Annotated in this window: 18 protein-coding genes and 1 pseudogene; 8 read left to right on the top strand and 11 right to left on the bottom strand. The window is 43.4% G+C overall.

Features of this window, described 5'->3' with window-relative positions; translation table 11 throughout:
- Positions 1-109 precede the first annotated feature (109 nt).
- On the top strand, positions 110-1,468 hold the full coding sequence (locus QUA53_RS00195; RefSeq protein WP_333094213.1) for an FAD-binding oxidoreductase: 1,359 nt from the start codon (positions 110-112) through the stop codon (positions 1,466-1,468).
- A gap of 151 nt (positions 1,469-1,619) precedes the next feature.
- Here QUA53_RS00195 and QUA53_RS00190 read toward each other — a convergent pair whose 3' ends face one another.
- From QUA53_RS00190 to QUA53_RS00180, 3 genes are all read right to left on the bottom strand, one after another.
- Positions 1,620-2,006, bottom strand: a complete 387-nt coding sequence (locus tag QUA53_RS00190) for a hypothetical protein (RefSeq protein WP_333094211.1) — start codon at positions 2,004-2,006, stop codon at positions 1,620-1,622.
- A gap of 168 nt (positions 2,007-2,174) precedes the next feature.
- A complete protein-coding gene (locus QUA53_RS00185) occupies positions 2,175-3,065 on the bottom strand; it encodes an ABC transporter permease (RefSeq protein ID WP_333094209.1) in 891 nt (296 codons plus the stop codon).
- Between the two features lie 153 nt (positions 3,066-3,218).
- Positions 3,219-3,404: a hypothetical protein gene (locus tag QUA53_RS00180; protein WP_333094207.1), complete on the bottom strand. Its 186-nt coding sequence runs from the start codon at positions 3,402-3,404 to the stop codon at positions 3,219-3,221.
- A 101-nt stretch (positions 3,405-3,505) separates the two neighbouring features.
- Here QUA53_RS00180 and QUA53_RS29095 point away from each other — a divergent pair.
- The 3 genes and pseudogenes from QUA53_RS29095 to QUA53_RS29090 form a co-directional block, all read left to right on the top strand.
- Positions 3,506-3,886: pseudogene (locus QUA53_RS29095) on the top strand (hypothetical protein); the annotation flags it as partial.
- 52 nt (positions 3,887-3,938) lie between these two features.
- Positions 3,939-4,181: a hypothetical protein gene (locus tag QUA53_RS00175; RefSeq protein ID WP_333094205.1), complete on the top strand. Its 243-nt coding sequence runs from the start codon at positions 3,939-3,941 to the stop codon at positions 4,179-4,181.
- Positions 4,177-4,437, top strand: a complete 261-nt coding sequence (locus QUA53_RS29090) for a transposase (RefSeq protein ID WP_445304907.1) — start codon at positions 4,177-4,179, stop codon at positions 4,435-4,437. Before QUA53_RS00175 ends, QUA53_RS29090 begins: the two co-directional genes overlap by 5 nt.
- Positions 4,438-4,642: 205 nt before the next feature.
- Here QUA53_RS29090 and QUA53_RS00170 read toward each other — a convergent pair whose 3' ends face one another.
- Both QUA53_RS00170 and QUA53_RS00165 read right to left on the bottom strand, forming a co-directional pair.
- Positions 4,643-4,804, bottom strand: a complete 162-nt coding sequence (locus QUA53_RS00170; protein WP_333094203.1) for a hypothetical protein — start codon at positions 4,802-4,804, stop codon at positions 4,643-4,645.
- A 16-nt stretch (positions 4,805-4,820) separates the two neighbouring features.
- Positions 4,821-6,107 carry a Glu/Leu/Phe/Val dehydrogenase gene (locus tag QUA53_RS00165; protein ID WP_333094202.1) on the bottom strand — a complete coding sequence of 429 codons (1,287 nt, stop codon included), beginning with the start codon at positions 6,105-6,107 and terminating at the stop codon, positions 4,821-4,823.
- A gap of 317 nt (positions 6,108-6,424) precedes the next feature.
- Between QUA53_RS00165 and QUA53_RS00160 the strand changes: the two genes are divergently transcribed.
- Positions 6,425-7,036: a DUF4126 domain-containing protein gene (locus tag QUA53_RS00160; RefSeq protein WP_333094200.1), complete on the top strand. Its 612-nt coding sequence runs from the start codon at positions 6,425-6,427 to the stop codon at positions 7,034-7,036.
- A gap of 194 nt (positions 7,037-7,230) precedes the next feature.
- On the opposite strand, the gene hemH is transcribed toward QUA53_RS00160, so the two are convergent.
- Complete coding sequence (gene hemH / locus QUA53_RS00155; RefSeq protein WP_333094198.1) at positions 7,231-8,394, bottom strand: ferrochelatase; 1,164 nt, start codon at positions 8,392-8,394, stop codon at positions 7,231-7,233.
- Positions 8,395-8,753: 359 nt separating this feature from the next.
- Between hemH and QUA53_RS00150 the strand changes: the two genes are divergently transcribed.
- A complete protein-coding gene (locus QUA53_RS00150) occupies positions 8,754-8,882 on the top strand; it encodes a hypothetical protein (protein WP_333094196.1) in 129 nt (42 codons plus the stop codon).
- A 39-nt stretch (positions 8,883-8,921) separates the two neighbouring features.
- Positions 8,922-9,152, top strand: coding sequence for a hypothetical protein (locus tag QUA53_RS00145; RefSeq protein WP_333094195.1), 231 nt, complete (start codon positions 8,922-8,924; stop codon positions 9,150-9,152).
- Between the two features lie 331 nt (positions 9,153-9,483).
- On the opposite strand, the gene QUA53_RS00140 is transcribed toward QUA53_RS00145, so the two are convergent.
- The 3 genes from QUA53_RS00140 to QUA53_RS00130 all read right to left on the bottom strand — a co-directional run bounded on the left by QUA53_RS00140 (position 9,484) and on the right by QUA53_RS00130 (position 13,174).
- Positions 9,484-10,608, bottom strand: a complete 1,125-nt coding sequence (locus tag QUA53_RS00140) for a hypothetical protein (protein ID WP_333094193.1) — start codon at positions 10,606-10,608, stop codon at positions 9,484-9,486.
- A gap of 368 nt (positions 10,609-10,976) precedes the next feature.
- A complete protein-coding gene (locus QUA53_RS00135) occupies positions 10,977-11,675 on the bottom strand; it encodes a GDYXXLXY domain-containing protein (protein WP_333094191.1) in 699 nt (232 codons plus the stop codon).
- A 98-nt stretch (positions 11,676-11,773) separates the two neighbouring features.
- Complete coding sequence (locus QUA53_RS00130; RefSeq protein ID WP_333094190.1) at positions 11,774-13,174, bottom strand: DUF2157 domain-containing protein; 1,401 nt, start codon at positions 13,172-13,174, stop codon at positions 11,774-11,776.
- A gap of 191 nt (positions 13,175-13,365) precedes the next feature.
- Here QUA53_RS00130 and QUA53_RS00125 point away from each other — a divergent pair, with 191 nt between their 5' ends.
- A complete protein-coding gene (locus QUA53_RS00125) occupies positions 13,366-13,980 on the top strand; it encodes a Uma2 family endonuclease (RefSeq protein ID WP_333094187.1) in 615 nt (204 codons plus the stop codon).
- A 256-nt stretch (positions 13,981-14,236) separates the two neighbouring features.
- Here the strand turns inward: QUA53_RS00125 and QUA53_RS00120 are convergent, their stop codons facing one another.
- A complete protein-coding gene (locus QUA53_RS00120) occupies positions 14,237-14,587 on the bottom strand; it encodes a hypothetical protein (RefSeq protein ID WP_333094186.1) in 351 nt (116 codons plus the stop codon).
- Between the two features lie 396 nt (positions 14,588-14,983).
- Positions 14,984-16,483 carry a hypothetical protein gene (locus QUA53_RS00115; protein WP_333094185.1) on the bottom strand — a complete coding sequence of 500 codons (1,500 nt, stop codon included), beginning with the start codon at positions 16,481-16,483 and terminating at the stop codon, positions 14,984-14,986.
- Between the last annotated feature and the right edge of the window lie 34 nt (positions 16,484-16,517).

The following is a 16,517-nucleotide window of genomic DNA, read 5'->3' as shown; positions in this document are numbered from 1 at the left end:
GGATGAAACCTCAGCACCTTACTGCGTAAAGAAAGATGGCAGTTAGTATTTTAGGTTACTAAGTTATGCTTGAGAAAATATATAATCCTGTCAGGATTGAGAAAACAAAATGACTGCAAATGCGATTCAAAGTATTGACTGGGATGCTTTTTCTTCGGAACTATCGGGAATTGAAATAATTAGCGATCGCGCGCAAGTTGTCAAGCTATCTCAAGACTATTATCACTTCAGTCCAGTTTTGCAACCTCTCTTAAGTGATAAAACAGGAGATTTAGTCGTTCGTCCCGCCAGCGAAGCCGAAGTTTTGCGGATTGCTGCAGCCTGCGTCAAATTCAAAATTCCGCTAACTGTCAGAGGTGCAGGAACGGGCAATTACGGGCAGTGCATTCCCCTCAAGGGCGGCGTCATTTTAGATACCACCAAAATGCACAGTATCCGCTGGATAAAACCGGGTTTAGCTTGCGTAGAACCAGGGGTGAAAATGTCGGTTTTCGACAAACAGGCGCGAGAAACTGGTTGGGAATTGCGGATGGTTCCCTCAACCTATCGCACCGCAACGATTGGGGGATTTATCGGCGGCGGTAGCGGGGGAATTGGTTCGATAACTTACGGGCAATTGCGCGATCGGGGAAATCTTCATGCCGTTCGAGTCGTTACAATGGAAGACGATCCCCGTGTCATCGAATTGCGCGGCGATGAAGTGCAAAAAGTCAATCACGCTTACGGCACAAATGGGATTATTACTGAGTTAGAAATTCCCCTCGCCCCTGCTTATCCTTGGGCGGAAATCATCGTCGCTTTTGACGATTTTATGACATCGGCAAACTTCGGTCAAGCTTTGGGCGATGCTGACGGAATTATCAAAAAACTAATTTGTGTTTGTGCTTGGCCGATTCCTGCTTATTTTGCTGCTTTCCGCGATGCAATTCCTGAAGGTAAGCACTTCGCTTTGTTAATGGTGGCTGAATCTTGTCTGGAACCGCTGCAAGATTTGGTGCGGGAATATGGCGGCACAATTTGCTATCAAAAAACCGCGCAAGCAGCGAGCAAAGGTGCAGCCCTTGCTGAATTTACTTGGAATCATACCACTTTGCACGCTCGCAGCGCTGACCCGTCTCTGACTTATTTGCAGACGCTTTTTCCCCCAGATAAAGGTTTGAAGTTAATTGAGGAACTGTACAATTATTATGGGGATGAGGTGATGATGCACTTGGAGTTTTTGCGGATGAACGGCAGGGCGATCGCCGCAGCTTTGCAAATAGTTCGCTACACTACCGAATCACGGCTCAATGAAATTATTCGCTATCACGAACAGCAAGGCGCACTGATTGCTAATCCTCACACTTATATATTGGAAGATGGAGGGATGAAAAGTATTAATGTGGAACAGTTGCAGTTTAAAGAGTTGGTCGATCCTTACGGTTTGCTTAATCCGGGTAAAATGCGCGCGTGGTTGGAACGGGATTAAGGAGGATGGTTTTTAGATAAGATTCGGATCTTGAAATCGCTGCTACACAAACTTTCGTCCATCTCACTTGAGACGAAGAAATTAGTTTTCTATGTCGGAAGTTTTTAGCAAATAAAAACTCAAGTCCTTGGTGCGAACAAAACTTGTCAATCTAAGGGACGGGGGCGGTAACTTCTGCTGGTGCGATAGCGGGTGAAGGCACTGTTGGGTCTTGTTTTTGCAGCAAAAGGCGCTGTTTGTTGCGAAATTCTGCGGCCGCATCGTTCAAATTTTGGCGCTGTTCGCTATTAAATTCTTCCATGCTGCGTCCGCCTCCCAAATTGGACCGGTGAATTAAATCAAATATTCCGCTGCCGCTGCTGCGGCCGGAAAAGGGGTCGGTATTGTCTTGAGTTTGAAAGTCTTGCAGCGGTTGGGCATTATTTAAACCGCTGGCTTGAGCGAAGCTTGCTTGAGGCGATAACAGAGTACAGGATGCGATCGCGCTTGCAGCAATCCCCATCATCAATTTGCCCGATTTGGAAGTTTTGGTGTTCATAATTTATTAGTTGAACTTTCAAAAAAACAATTCTATCTAAACAATATTCTGACTTGTGACTAAATATTATATTACTTCGCTGGGGCTAAGGACACGGCAATGCCGTGTCCCTACAATTGATGGTGCAGGTTAAACGATCGCCCGCAGATAGGTCGCGATCGCCCTTCCTCACGCAAACCGGCGTCGCAGCAGCGGTTGAATGCTCAGCAGCGCCACCAAATCAAAGGCTAGCAATACTAACAGCGCTCCTCCAAAGGTAACATTACCCCAAGGAGCCTGCATCACGACACTGGCTAGGGACCAATCGCTGTGCAGGTACAGGTAGCGGATGGGTTCGATCGCGTAACTCAGAGGATTGAGAGTCACCACAACTTGCAGCCACTCTGGCATAAATGACAGCGGCGCGAGGGCTGTGCTGGCAAATAACAGCGGTAGGTTAGTAACAAAAATTACCGCTATTAATTCTACGTGGCCGGGAAGGGCGAAGGCTAAACCCAGACTCAAGCCGGTGACGCCCAAAACTAATAGTAGGACAATTAGGGCGATCGCCCCGAGTCCGGCAATTCCGGGGAATCCGGCGCCCAAAAATGCTCCGGCCGTGACAATTGTGCCGGTTTGGATGAAGCTGAGGGTGACGATAAAAATAGCCGAAGCGAGGACGATCGAAAATCTGGAAGCCAACGGCGCGACTAATAAGCGGTTGAGAAATCCGAACTCGCGATCGAACATAATCGGCAAACCAGCATTCAGCGCCCCGGCAAATGCAGTAAAAACGATTACACCAGCACCGAGAAATTGTCCGTAATTCTGGCTTTCGCCGAACAAGCCTGCGGGAGCATTTTCAAACAGAGCTCCGAACAAAACCAACCACATCAGCGGCTGAATAATTCCTGCAACTAGCGTCGAGGGGCGGCGCTGCAATTGAATAAACAGGCGCTTGGTTAAGGCGAGAGTTTCTTGGATGAAGTCGCCCAGCAGGGAACTGGAAGTGTCAGCGGATTCCGTGGAGAGTGGCCGCTGCTGGTTGAGGTTGTTGGGGGATGTAACAGTACCGCTCATAATTGCTTGCGCTGATTTTGATTAAATCTAACTCTCTTTACAGTAGCAAGTCTGGAGGTATTGGTGGTGTTGGGCGGGCGATCGCCCTTACAATTGTTGGGGGTCCATGCCTTTTTCTCGCAGCCATTCTATTAAAGCTTGATATCGCTGCTGTTACTGTTGTCGCAGAGTGCGTTCTTCTTCTAGCTGTTGTTGAACGAGTTGTTTTTCTTGCTGTTCGCGTGCAAGTTGGCTTTCCTGTCCTCGAAGTCGATCTAATTCTACGGAAGTGAGGAATTTGCGATCGTCTGGGCGATAAATTTCCAGGGTTTCTGGTGTAATTTGAAACCGTATGCCCAAGCGGGGGCTAACCCATTACTCACAAGTTACAGCACTTCCGGGTGTTATGAGGTACAATAATAATAGATTAAAAGAATACACCAAGAAAAGCGTATTCAGTAGATTTGCAAACAAAAATAGTAGCAGCCCATCAAGATCAGAAGCTGTCGATCAGAAAAACAGCAGCGATATTTTCCGTCAGTAAAAGCTCTGTTCAAAAACTGGTCAAGCAACAAAAAATAGAGGGAAACTTACACCCGAAACCCAGGGGCAAACCGAGATACAGTCATTTGAATTATTCCACAGCAGAGTTGAGACAAAGAGTGGCAGCACCTCCCGATTCTACCTTACTAGAATTGTGTGAGTTATTTGCCCAGGAGACGGGAAATTGGGTGGGTAGAACAGCCACGTGTAACGCTTTACAAAAGTTGGGATTAAATCGTAAAAAAAACACAGTGAGAAGTAGCCAAGCTGGCACAGAAAGAGTCATGAAATTAAGGTGAGAGCATTGGGAAAAAGTCAAGCATATCGACCCCAAAAATCTAGTTTTTTTAGATGATACAGGAGTATTACGCTTGTTTAACCAGAACTCATGCAGGTTCCCAACGAGGAACGAGAGCCTATGCTGTCAAACCTTTTTATCGGGCCAATAAAATCACAGTAATTGGTGGAATTAGTTTCCAGCCAGTAGTGGCATTAATGACCATAGACAACTCGATGGATGACCTAGCATTTGAGGTGTTTATCGATCAATGTTTAGTGCCACACTTGTGGTCGGGACCAGTAGACGTGAATTGATAACTTACCAGCGCATAAAGTAGATTCAATTAAGCCTATGATTGAAGCGGTGGGTGCTTATATCTTGTGCTTGTCCCCATACTCTCCTGATTTTAATCCAATTGAATTATGGTGGTCGCAACTCAAATCTTTATTGCGACTGTTTTCACCAACCAGCACTAAAATGGTTGACACGATAATTGCTGTGCCTCTTGACTTGATTAATCCGAAACATCTTAAAAACTGGTTTACTAATTGCTGCTACTGTACCTCATAACATCCGGAAGTGCTGTAAAAAAGAATGCCCGTATTGTGCAGCGGCGATTGATTTAGAAAATTGCAAGATCCAAACTTAAGCATGATCTCGCAATATGGTGTTTGTTCGGGGTAATCCTCCGGTGGTTTCCCCTACATGATAAGTGCGGGTCTTGTACAATTAGGTAGTTCGTAAAAATTAACATATTTCTCTCTATTTAAAATCTCTATTTTAAAATATCTTTCCGCTTGTGCAATAGCAAAGTTGCGGTCAAATAAACTGCTGCGTGCAGGCCTAAAATTTCCCTATTCTGAGCTAAGTTTTGCCAAGTCGGTTCGTAGACTGCACTCTTCTCGAATAACTGCGGTAAGATTGTGCGATCGCACAATCTTACCGCACTTCCCTCAACCGTTCACATAATAATCCCGCGTTCCCTTCGCATTCATCGCTTCCCCGAGTCTATTTAACCCGTACACGTAAGCAGCAGTTCTCATGGAAACTGACAATTCCTGAGATTCTTTCCAAATTGCTTCTGTTTCTTCAACCATTTTATGCTTCAACCGCTGGTTGACTTCCTCCAGCGTCCAATAAAGTCCGCTGCGATTTTGCACCCACTCGAAATAACTAACCGTTACGCCTCCGGCATTAACTAAAATATCAGGAATTACGTGAATTCCCCTCGTTTCTAAAATCAAATCAGCAGCAGAATCAATCGGGCCGTTAGCTACTTCAAAAATAAACTTAGCCTTAACATCATTAACATTCGCTTCCGTTATTTGATTCTCCAAAGCGGCTGGAATTAGCACGTTTACATCTAATGCTAAAAGTTGCTCATTTGTCAAGATTTCGTGTTCGATAATATTGCAAACAGAGCCTTCACAGTAAAGAGCTTTGATACCTTTGTGAGAGTCTTTAAAGCCTCGAATACTGGGGATATCCAGCCCTTGTTTAGCATAAATTCCCCCTTGGGAATCGCTGACAGCAACAACTTTGTAACCTGCTTTCCAGAGCAGTTCAGCTATTTCGGCACCTGCATTACCAAAACCTTGTACTGCTACAGTGGTATCTTGAGGATTGAGTTCAAATTTGGGTAAAATAGTTTCTACTACAAAAAAAGCACCCATTGCTGTTGCCGTATCTCTGCCCAGACTGCCACCAATTGTCACTGGTTTTCCAGTCACCACCGCTGGAGAAAGCTGTCGCTTAATAATATTGTACTGATCCATCATCCAACCCATAATCATGGGATTGGTGTAGACATCCGGTGCGGGAATATCGACATCGGGGCCGATGAAATCTGCGATCGCATCGACATAGCCCCGGCTCAACCGTTCCAATTCCAGTTTAGACAATTCCTTGGGATTGAGAGTAATTCCGCCCTTGGCTCCTCCAAAAGGCAAGTTCAAAACTGCACATTTAAAAGTCATCCAAAATGCTAAGGATTGCACTTCATCAAGGGATACTCCCGGATGATAGCGCACTCCTCCTTTAGACGGGCCTCTGGTATTGTCGTAGCGCACCCGATAACCTTGAAAAATTCGCAGGGAACCGTCGTCCATCCGCACGGGAATAGATACAATTAAACTGGATTTGGGATATTTCAGCCGTTCGATCGTATCCTCGGAAAGGGACACATATTTTAAGGCTCGTTCTAATCGGCGACTGGCATCGGCAAATAATGAATCAGACATAAGAAGTTAGTTGACTGTTGACTGTTGTTAGTTGACTGTTGTCAGAGAGAAGAAGGCTTGGAGTGCTTAAGCTAATTTAATCACAATCCTGGTTGAATGCTGCCTCCTTTCTTCTGACAACAGTCAACTACCTTGTGTCGATCGACTTTTCGAGCAGTGCCAAGCAGCGATTAAGCAGATACACTTACAATAGAAGGTGATATTTAACCTCAAGCCGCAATTTGAGTTCGATTGCTCAAATTACAGCCAGCCATCAGGGGAATTAAATTCTGAAATAGATCGAGGCTTTAGCTGACGTTAGAAACTGAATTATTATTATGGTTGGACTCCTAGCCGCACTCTCTGCGTCTGCGGCAGGGGGTATGAGAATTGCCCTGCCCCTGCTGTTAATTGGTTTGTTGCGGATTGACAAACTTTGGTCAGAAATACCTTTATTGTCGGGGGTCCCCCCCCAAGTGGCTATCACCATCTTGGTGAGTTGGTCGCTGTTAGAGTTATTTGCTTCTAAAACTTTTGTGGGGCAGCGGGTGCTACAAATTGTGCAAATTATTTTCAGCCCCATTGTAGGAGCAATTATGGGAATTACGATCGCTCAATTAAGTTCGATCGAGGAAATTATTGCTCACCCTTGGATGCTGTGGATAATTGGTATTGTCGGAGGTTTGTTGGCTTTAGTGCTGCAACTGGTACAAGCAGGATGGTTTTATCGGCTGCAGGGTTTGCCGATTTGGGTGATTTTTCTCCAAGATGTTCTGTGCATTTCCTTGGTTTTGTTTGCCTTTGACGCCCCGCGGCAGGGAGGGTTAGTTGCGATGATGCTGCTGTGGCTGGCAATTCGCAGTTCTAAAGAGTGGTATCGGTGGTACAAAAGTCAGGGAATACCGGGCGATAGGGGAAATCCCCGCCGCCGCAAGCACGATCCTGATTAATTATTGATTAGTTATTGGCGATTAATCATATCGTTTACGGTTGTTTCGGAATGATTTAACAGCAGAGACCGCAGAGGGCGCTGAGTTTGAGAAGAGAGAGATGAATAATTCCGCTCCCAACGGATTTGATATCATTAGTGATTTGTAACAACAGTCAACAGTCAACGGTCAACTGTCAACTGTCAACTGTCAATTTAAAGCAATCCGATCGAATGTAGCGGGCCCTGACCCGTAATTAACTCCAGCAATAGTGCTACAAAACCAATCATCGCCACACGACCGTTCCAGACTTCAGCCCCCGTGGTCAAACCCCACTCCCACTGCTCTTGAGGGTACATTTTCACTATCTTGGAAGGGCGTATCACATCCGAGAATTTAACGCTGGGAGATTCTATCGACTCGATGACTAAATCGGCCAAGGCTTCAATAAACACCGGATGAGTATTCAGGGCGGGCACTCGGTAGAAATTCTGAATTCCCGATTCTTCTGCTAATTCCCGATACTCCATGTCAATTTCTTGCAGAGTCTCGATGTGTTCGGAAACGAAACTAATCGGAACTACCAACAAATCTTGGACTCCATTTTCTGCCAATTCGGTAATGGCGTCTTCGGTGTAAGGCTTGAGCCATTCCACCGGGCCAACCCGACTTTGATAAGCTAGAGTGTGTTCGTTCGGTCGGTTCAAATGTTCCATAATCAGACGAGTGCAATCTTCAATCTCGCGCTGATAGGGATCTCCAGCCTCTTCTACGTAGCTGAGGGGGACGCCGTGGGCGCTGAAAAAGATGTGAACTCGATCGGGATCTGGATTGTGGTCTAGTTCTTGGGCTATCAGTTCCGACATTGCCTGAATGTAGCCTGGCCGCTTATACCAAGAAGGAATCGCGGTATATTCGATATCCTTGAGGGCTGGATCTTTGCCCCACATTTCTTCTAGCTGCCGGAAGCTAGAACCGCTGGTGCTGATGGAAAATTGAGGATACAGCGGCAAGATTGTCAAATGTTCAATGCGATCGCGCTTTATTTTGGCGAGTGCCTCTTCGGTAAAAGGATGCCAGTAACGCATCCCCACGTAAACTCGAGCATCCTGTCCCTTTTCTTGCAAGAGTTCTTGCAGCGAAGCCGCTTGTTCCTCGGTAATCCGCCGCAAAGGAGAGCCGCCCCCGATTTGGCGGTAGTTTTCCTGGGATTTTTGAAAGCGCAGGGTCGAAATCAACCAGGCGAGCGGTTTTTGCATCCACGGAAACGGAATGCGAATGATTTCCGGGTCAGCAAACAAGTTGAACAGGAAAGGACGGACATCCTCGATTTGATCTGGCCCGCCCAAGTTTAATAGCAATACTCCCACACGACCCATAGCGGTTACAGCTCTCCCATCGTCTCAGTTCTGTTACTTATCTTTATCATATAACTTAATAATATCTTAAGTCGATAGCAAGGTATACATAATTTTGACTGTGGCAACATTTTTTAGAGATTTAAGTTATCGGTATCAGTGGCTCTAGGATGCGATCGCGCGTCTGGCTGCGAGTGAGCGTAGGCGGCAATGCTCGTTTGGGCCAACTAGCCTGATAAAATTTGACCGTCAGCGCCGAAGCTAAAGTTTTAGACCTTTGCTGCGGTAGCGGTCAAATGAAGCAATTTCTGGTGCAATATTCCTAGGATGTCACAGGAGTTGACGCTGCGCCAATATCTCTGCAACCGGCCAGAAAAAATGTGCCATCAGCCAATTATGTAGAAGCTTTTGCCGATTCGAGGCCTTTTGCCGACTGTCAGTTTGACTTGGCAGACAGCAGCGTTGCGATGCACGAAATACGATCGGCACAGTTGCGACAAATCTTTTAAGAAGTGTAGCGCGCGATCGAGTACGGTGGTCTATTCATTTTGGTAGATTTTCATCTACCCACAAATCCGGTATTTTTGCCAGGGTTGGCTGTATTTTTGTGGTTGTTTGAGACTGAAACTGCATGGAAGTTGAGCGGAACTAACTTGGAAACTTTGTTGGCAGAGGTGGAATGGCGATCGTACAATTTCAAAGAAGCTCAACAACCCAAAATTTCTGCTGGCTGCAGCATTCAAGTAATCCAAGTTCAAAAGTTATATCAAATCCGGTAGCATCGTGGGGTGTCAAATCCAGTCAACCGTCAAAAATCACCCCGGGTGCAACCAGAATCTCTCTCATTTATTATCTGCGTTAATCTGTGTCGATCGGCCATCATCTGCGGTTAAAAAAAGAGAATGTATTAACCGCCGATAACAATGGATTGACGCTGATTCACGCAGATAAAGAGAATAAATTTGATATAATTAGTCAACAGTCATTAGTATACAAAATCACCTTTTCTTGCCGACGCTCTGGAAAAGCATCTGCGTTTATCTGCGGTTTCCCTAGCACTCAAAAAACCTGCAATAAGTCTACTAATGACTCATGACTAATGACTCCTAACTAAACAAACTTTTTCGCTGCTGCCAAAGCAGCCTCAAACTTGAGCAATACATCCTTTTCGGTGTGAATAACTTTCTCTTGTTCCAGCAGCGGGCGGCCAAAGCGAAAAATGCCGTCCTGTTCTACGTGGTCTACATAAGGCAGCGTTTCTGGATGCGGCAAAAATTTTCTGCCGATGGTGTAGGGCGTGTGGAAAGAAAAACTAAAATCGGGAAACTTGTCGCTCTTGATTTCGAGATAGTAAAGCGAGTAATAATCTTTGGTTTCGGAGTACACGCATTCGCGGCACTTATTTACAAGTTTGCGGTTCTGATAGAAAAAATCCCACTTATCCCAATAGTAGCCATCTTTCATCATTTCCTGGTGGTCGTCGCACAGTTCGAGATATAATTTGTCAGCATCGGCCGGACGGTAGAAGTAAAGCATGGCGTAGGGCATTTCAATCAGTAACTTGACTGCTTGATTTTTTCGCTCGTACCATTCGTGCTGGTGAGTTTCGTAGATTTCCTTATATTTATTAATTGCTTTAAAGCTGTTGAGCTGATTTTCTTTTGCCCACCGCGACGCCCAAACTGTCCAGTAAGCTAGCTGGAATGTTGCTGAAATTTCCGCCGAACCTTGTTCTTTCCAGTCGGCAATGATTTTTTCCCACTCGGAACTAAAAGCTACTCGCGATTGTTCGTTTTCTTCAGGTTTTTCTGTATTGATTGGGGGGGGTATTGGGCGATTATTTTTAATCAGCCCTTTGGGTTCTTTGCGCCAATTATTAATATCGGTTGGCGTTAGACTTAAGATGAATCTTCTGTCGTGAACGGGATATTCTAAATGGATTCCTGATTTGCGGAAAGAGCGGTATTCTAGAACAGGGAGTTTGTCTTGTTCAATCCACTGCTGGCGTTCTGCTGGCGAACACTTGAGCATTGCTTCTAATTCAGCAGGATCGACGGCTAATTCACTTTTGAATGTTTCCCAAAATCTTTCTTGTTCGGCTGGATTTGCTTCCAGCAGGGATACAATTCGGTTGACGAGATGATCTGTTTTGTCTTGGCAATTTTCGGGAAGTCCTAAGAAGTCGAGGAGTTTGGTCTTGAGTATTCGTCTGGCAGAGATTAGCTCGGCTAACATGAGAAGCTCCAGTAGAGTCATGACTTGCGCCCTTGAATTGGCAAGATTTGCACAAGTCTTATATATCTTAATAGATTCTCTTGGGTTGTCGGCAATTGAAATGTCTGCGCCAGCGAAGCTATACCGAACGTGGGTGCGAGTCCGTTGCGGTAGGGAATCGCCCACCAGCAGCCCCCTCCCTAAGCTAAAATACTCAAACCTAGACCAAAAAGCCGATCGACCTTTTGACCTGATTGCCTAAAACTCATATGTTGCACCATTCTCAATTACTTGTTTAGGAACAGGCTTTTGGGCCTGTGAAGCGAGAAAATTTATATTTTGTGGAACAGGCCGGACAGCCTGTTGCTGACAATGGTGCAAGATATCAGCTAAAATCGATAATTGCGATCGCGCACCCACAAACTCACTGGCACGGCATGGCCTGTTTTGTCAATCTTTACTTCTACCAAAAAAGATTGTCGCTGCTTCCTTTGAGCTTCGCTAATCTCCTGATTGACTTTTTCCCTTTCATCCTCTGGCATATAATAAGTTTCTAAGCCGTATTCCATCTGCCAACCGTTATATTTGCCCTTAATGGCGATTTGATTGGCGGGCAAATTGGTGGGATTTTCTAGACTGACGCGGACGGGTTTCCAAGCTTGGGGGCGGCCGGGATTAGTCGCGGCTTTGGGAGTTTCTAAGATTACATAAAAACTGGTTTTTGGTTTGAGATTGTGCGTATTTTTTGGACAAACAACTCCGGGAGGACAAGGTGTTTTTTCGGTCGGTAAATTTTTCCAGCCGGGGAGTTTTTGGAGATTTGTGAGATCGGAAATATCATATCTCAAAACTTGGTAATATCCGCGCAAAAAGTCGTAAGGATCTACTGGTGCTGTTTGCAGGACAACTGTTTTCCCAGTAATAAAAGTGTAAACTGCGGTCGCGGGTACGGCGGCAATTAGTCCGATTTGCAGCAGCAAAGGAACCCATAGCCGCCACGCAGGAAGGCGTTTTGCTTCCGGTGGAAGCTGAAACAGATTTGTTGTATCTGGATTTTTAACTAATAAGTCAATGTTGTTTGTGTTCACGTTATGTATGGGTGATATTGTTTACGGTGGTTTCGGAATGATTAAACCACAGAGACCGCAGAGGGCGCTGAGTGAGAGAAGAGAGAGATGAATAATTTCTATTCATCGGGGATTTTTGCGAAGTGGCGCTCGAACCACAAACCCGCAGCAATTACGCCTATCCCGCACAAAACAAATACAAATGATTTGAGCAACAATCCTGTGTTATATTCAAAGACTCTGCTGATAATTTGCAGGGTAATTAATACCATTCCTCCCCAAAAACTCCGGCGGTTTCCTAATGCTAAACCTTCTCGGATTAAGCCGACAGCGAGCAAAAACAAGAAAACATTGAACAGAAAAGTCGCTAATTGAGGAATGGGGGTAAAATTGAGGTGAATAAGCGGTATTAAGGCGCTGGTGACTATCAAAAGTGCGATCGCACTTGTGGTCAAATCCACTCCTTTTTGTTTGGGCCGCCGCAGTTCCAAACGTCCCAAACGCAGCCATTCAAACACGGTGAAACCGCCCAAAACAGCCACATTTGCCAGCAAAACCCAATCGGACTCTGTTGGCGCAGGATTCGGCGAATCTTGCCAAAACCCGTAGAAAGAAAGAACATAAAATACACCGGCGAGAAACAGCAGTGCTAAACTGCGGGCGGTAGGTTGAAACAGCCTGCCGTGTACCTTCGGCCACATTCCATCGTCGTATCCCCACAGCAAAGCGGGCGGTAGGGCGCAAAAAATTGCTGTACCCCAGGTTAGATTTAAGCCTTGGACGATAGAAACTTGTAGGGAAAAAATTATCGCGATCGCACCTATGGCAAAAATAGCACGCGATCGACACCAATAAGCCAGCGGCACAAACATTATACTGGCTGCGATCGGCATTTGCCGCACCAAAACTTCCAGCCAAGAAAACTCGACTTTGGAAGACCAATCTAACACGGCAAGCCAATAGCCCAAACCGATCAAAAGGGCTGACAAAACGCCCAAAGAAGTCAACCGCAAACTGTAAGCCATTCCGAGCACGCCGATTCCCCAAGCAAGGAAAAGTCCGTAGGAAGAACCGCCAATGTGGAACATTTGCGCCATCAATGCCATATTTGCTCCTAAAATCAGAGCTCCTAACAGCAACAATCCTTCACCTAGGAGTTTGTTTCGCCCTTTTGTTGCGGGCATATTGGGATTGGAGTTTTGGCTTCGGGATGGGGGAATTCGCCACAGATAGAAACCTGCTGCATTGACTGCTACGAAAAGACTTAGCAGCAGTGCAACTCTCACTTCTCGCGACCAAACTTGCCAGTTTGCGGCTACAAAGGTGATGACTCCTATACCGAGGAGAATGCCGCCGAGACTGATGAGAATGCTGAGGAAACGGTTGCGGGAGGCCGTTTCGAGTGTGTTGAATTGGTAGCGTTCGGAAAGTTGTTGGTAGAATGAAGTGTCGATGAGTCCTTCTGCTTGCCAGAGTTTGGCTTGTTCTCGCAACTCGCGCCGAAATTTATCTGAAATCATTGTTTATATTCCAGAGGATTTGAACTGTGATAGTTTTTAATATGTCACTTGTGGGTTGATTGTCGAGCGAGGCTGGGACACCTGCTGAACTTGCACAGCAGATTTGATTGATATCCTTCGGCTGTTGAAACCGTTTCTACATAAACAAACTCCCAGGAGAAAGAAACGAATAAATCAAGGAATGTAATATTATGGTACAAGCTCAATCTAAAAAATTAACTTTTGACGATTACCTTAATTACTCAAATGATACGGGTCAACGCTATGAGTTAATTGATGGGGAGTTAATAGCTTTGCCACCAGAATCTGAACCTAATAATTTCATTGCTAACTATCTATTTTTCTATCTTGCTAGCAGCGGGCTAGTGCCACTCAGGCTGATTAAAACGCATAATTGCGAGGTTCAAGTTGCCGTTTTGCGATCGGGAGATGCGGCCAACCGCTACCCCGATTTGATAATTCTGGAACCTGAACATATTCCGCTGACAGCAATCAGGCTAACTATCACTTTCGATATGTTGCCTCCTCGGTTTGTTGTGGAGGTAGTGAGTCCGGGTAGACTGGGCAGGGATCGGGATTACGATCCTCTTCGAGGGCTTCGCCAACGCAAACGAGCTCAGTACGCAGCGCGGGGCATCGCAGAGTATTGGGTTATCGATCCAATTGAACAAGTGGTGACGGTTTTGCGGCTTGAGGAGGGGCAATATGTTGAGGTTGGGGTATTTCGGCATGGAGAGGGGATAGTATCTCCGATGTTTCCACAGCTAAGTTTGACGGTTCAACAGATTTTGAGTGGAGATGTTTAAGGGCGGATCGATAGCTAATTGGTTAGCATTCATCTAACCACCTACCGATTAGTGAAAATCTCCACCCTCAACCTGATTGAGGCCATGTTTCAATCCCTGATAGGGATTTAGGTTGATTGCAACCTGTAAGTTTCGCTAACAGTCACACCATTTTTAGATAGTGACGTGAGAATATCACCAACCTTACTTTGCTAAATAAATATAGGCGGGGAAACTCAACTTTCCCCGCCTAAAGCTTGTAACCCTAACCAATACGTCAGTTATCTATTCCAGAAACCCTAGATGTGCTAAATTTAATATCAGCTTCAGAACACAATATTTTTATTTTCTCCTCTACTTTTTTTATTATTTTTCCACCAACAACACAACCCCAAAAACCACCTTCTTCATTACGGTGTGAAATTCTCCAATGTTCATCATTTTCAGTTTCAATAATTAGAAACATATTATTAAGAGCAATTATATGTTTACAGTCAGTCAAATACTTAACTACGGATGTATCTAAAAAAACATAAAAATCTGAATATTCTGGAGTTTCTATAAATGAATTTCCACCCTCACAAGGTACTAAATTCAGTTCTCTTAAATCAAATTTGAGTGTAGCCACTAATTTTATTCCTTACATTTACAAATGGTTATTAAAAATATACCCTTTACATAAAGACCTGGACATTATACTTATGGGTGATTTACATAAAGACCTATAAATTATACTTAGGGCTGATTATTGCACCCGTGACGCTTTCTTGCTAGACCTTGCCACCGCTACGACGGCTAGACCGTGCAAGCCGCTAGACCGTCTGACCGTGCAAGCAAGACGATCGCTCCGACCATCCGCTAAACGTATGAGGGAGCCGTGCCAGACGTGTCAGATGTGTAAAACGTGCTTAGAATACAACCCGTACCTATGGTAAGACTATACAGCCGTCCGAGCATCGTGCGCCTATAGAACCATAAATATGATAGGACTATGAAACCATCCGACCTTAACGTATAGTTATTTTTACCATCTGGCATTAATAAAAAATATTTTAAAAAACTCACTTTCTATATATATGTTTTTTCCATTTACATTAAATGATGATCTAATCTCGTTCTCTGACTTACCACCATTAACAATTATAAGAAACAAAATAGTAGTTGAATTAGTAGAATTGGGATGATTATTTTCTATTATTAATTTATGACATTTTTTAATTATCCCACGGCTAGAAGTGAATTTCAATATGATTCTATCATGATTAGAAAATTTTATAACGTTTTCTTTAGGGACGCATTCCACAGTTAAACAACTATCTTTTAGATGATAATCTAACAATTCTGATAGTATAAATAATGCTATTGTTTCTTCTTTAGGAACACGTTTTATTTGAGGAAAATTTATTACATTATAAAATTCTTTACACAGTCCCCAACTTACAATTTGTGAAAAATATACACGTATTGTTTCTAACAATTCTTCACTATTAATAAAATATATATCACTAATATTTTCAATATTTAAAGGATATTTTTCAGAATAAAATCTTGCAACATCATGCCAACTAAATAAATTTTCAGGATCTTTAATAAAATCATAGGGGATAGGTTTTGTTGATTTATATGTATCAATTAATTTTGTCATCATATCAGGATGCTCTACAAGTAATTCTTGTAAACTATTCTTATCTTTAACAATATCATTCCATGTTAAACCATCGGCAAATAAAGTTCGCATTCTATCATTCATATAATTTCTAAGTTCTAAATTATGATGTTTTATAGCATCTTTTTCACTCCACAAATAACTAATTGGAAGAAAAGTTAATATATTTTCGGGTACTAAAAGAATTCCTTTATCTAAGTAACAAGGTAAATTACAATATCTATTACCATTAATATCAGTTGAATCAGCTTTGGGTAAATTTAATTGTTCTGCAATACGACTTGAAAATTGAGCTAATTCTGGTAAAATTATAGAAATAATCATATCACTAATTCTATCAGCACCTATATTTTTTTGAAAAACTGCTGCTAATTGAAAAATAATAGGATCTACCAGCCCCACTTCTACAAAACTTGTAATATTATCTAATAAATCCCATGCTATACTCCATCCAATACCTTTACCTCCACTACCTTTGTTTGAGTATCCTAAACCAGCTAGAGGAGTTTCAGAAAATATTAATTTATCACGAACTTCAACTCTTATTTCTTTATACTCTTCTTGAAGTCTCAAATATTTAGGTGAAGGTCTATAAAAGAAATTCTCTGAACTTTCCTTAGCTTTTAATTCCTTAAGTTCTTTTTTTACTTCAATAATAACTTGTATTTCTTTTATTCTGTTTTCAAAATAATTCATAACTTTTTCATCAGCATTTTTTAGCTCTATCACAGATGTTTTTGATAAGAGTCTTGGGTCTATATATAGTTTTGAATCATTATCAATAAATCCATTAAATACATTATGTTCCCTTAATATTATTGAATCTACCTGAAACACATCACTAATTCTTTGAGGCATATTTTATATTTATTAAATACTGAAAATATCAGCG

Source organism: Microcoleus sp. Pol12B3 (assembly GCF_036701355.1).
Lineage (GTDB): Bacteria > Cyanobacteriota > Cyanobacteriia > Cyanobacteriales > Microcoleaceae > Microcoleus.
Note: the sequence above shows the minus strand (reverse complement) of the source record. Positions and strands in the feature narration are given on the sequence as shown.

What these genes read in the sequence shown, in the direction of transcription:
- QUA53_RS00195 (WP_333094213.1), top strand. Translation starts at nt 110, where the DNA reads ATGACTGCAAATGCGATTCAAAGTATTGACTGGGATGCTTTTTCTTCG.
- QUA53_RS00190 (WP_333094211.1), bottom strand. Translation starts at nt 2,006, where the DNA reads ATGAACACCAAAACTTCCAAATCGGGCAAATTGATGATGGGGATTGCT.
- QUA53_RS00185 (WP_333094209.1), bottom strand. Translation starts at nt 3,065, where the DNA reads ATGAGCGGTACTGTTACATCCCCCAACAACCTCAACCAGCAGCGGCCA.
- QUA53_RS00175 (WP_333094205.1), top strand. Translation starts at nt 3,939, where the DNA reads ATGATACAGGAGTATTACGCTTGTTTAACCAGAACTCATGCAGGTTCC.
- QUA53_RS00165 (WP_333094202.1), bottom strand. Translation starts at nt 6,107, where the DNA reads ATGTCTGATTCATTATTTGCCGATGCCAGTCGCCGATTAGAACGAGCC.
- QUA53_RS00160 (WP_333094200.1), top strand. Translation starts at nt 6,425, where the DNA reads ATGGTTGGACTCCTAGCCGCACTCTCTGCGTCTGCGGCAGGGGGTATG.
- hemH (WP_333094198.1), bottom strand. Translation starts at nt 8,394, where the DNA reads ATGGGTCGTGTGGGAGTATTGCTATTAAACTTGGGCGGGCCAGATCAA.
- QUA53_RS00140 (WP_333094193.1), bottom strand. Translation starts at nt 10,608, where the DNA reads ATGTTAGCCGAGCTAATCTCTGCCAGACGAATACTCAAGACCAAACTC.
- QUA53_RS00130 (WP_333094190.1), bottom strand. Translation starts at nt 13,174, where the DNA reads ATGATTTCAGATAAATTTCGGCGCGAGTTGCGAGAACAAGCCAAACTC.
- QUA53_RS00125 (WP_333094187.1), top strand. Translation starts at nt 13,366, where the DNA reads ATGGTACAAGCTCAATCTAAAAAATTAACTTTTGACGATTACCTTAAT.
- QUA53_RS00115 (WP_333094185.1), bottom strand. Translation starts at nt 16,483, where the DNA reads ATGCCTCAAAGAATTAGTGATGTGTTTCAGGTAGATTCAATAATATTA.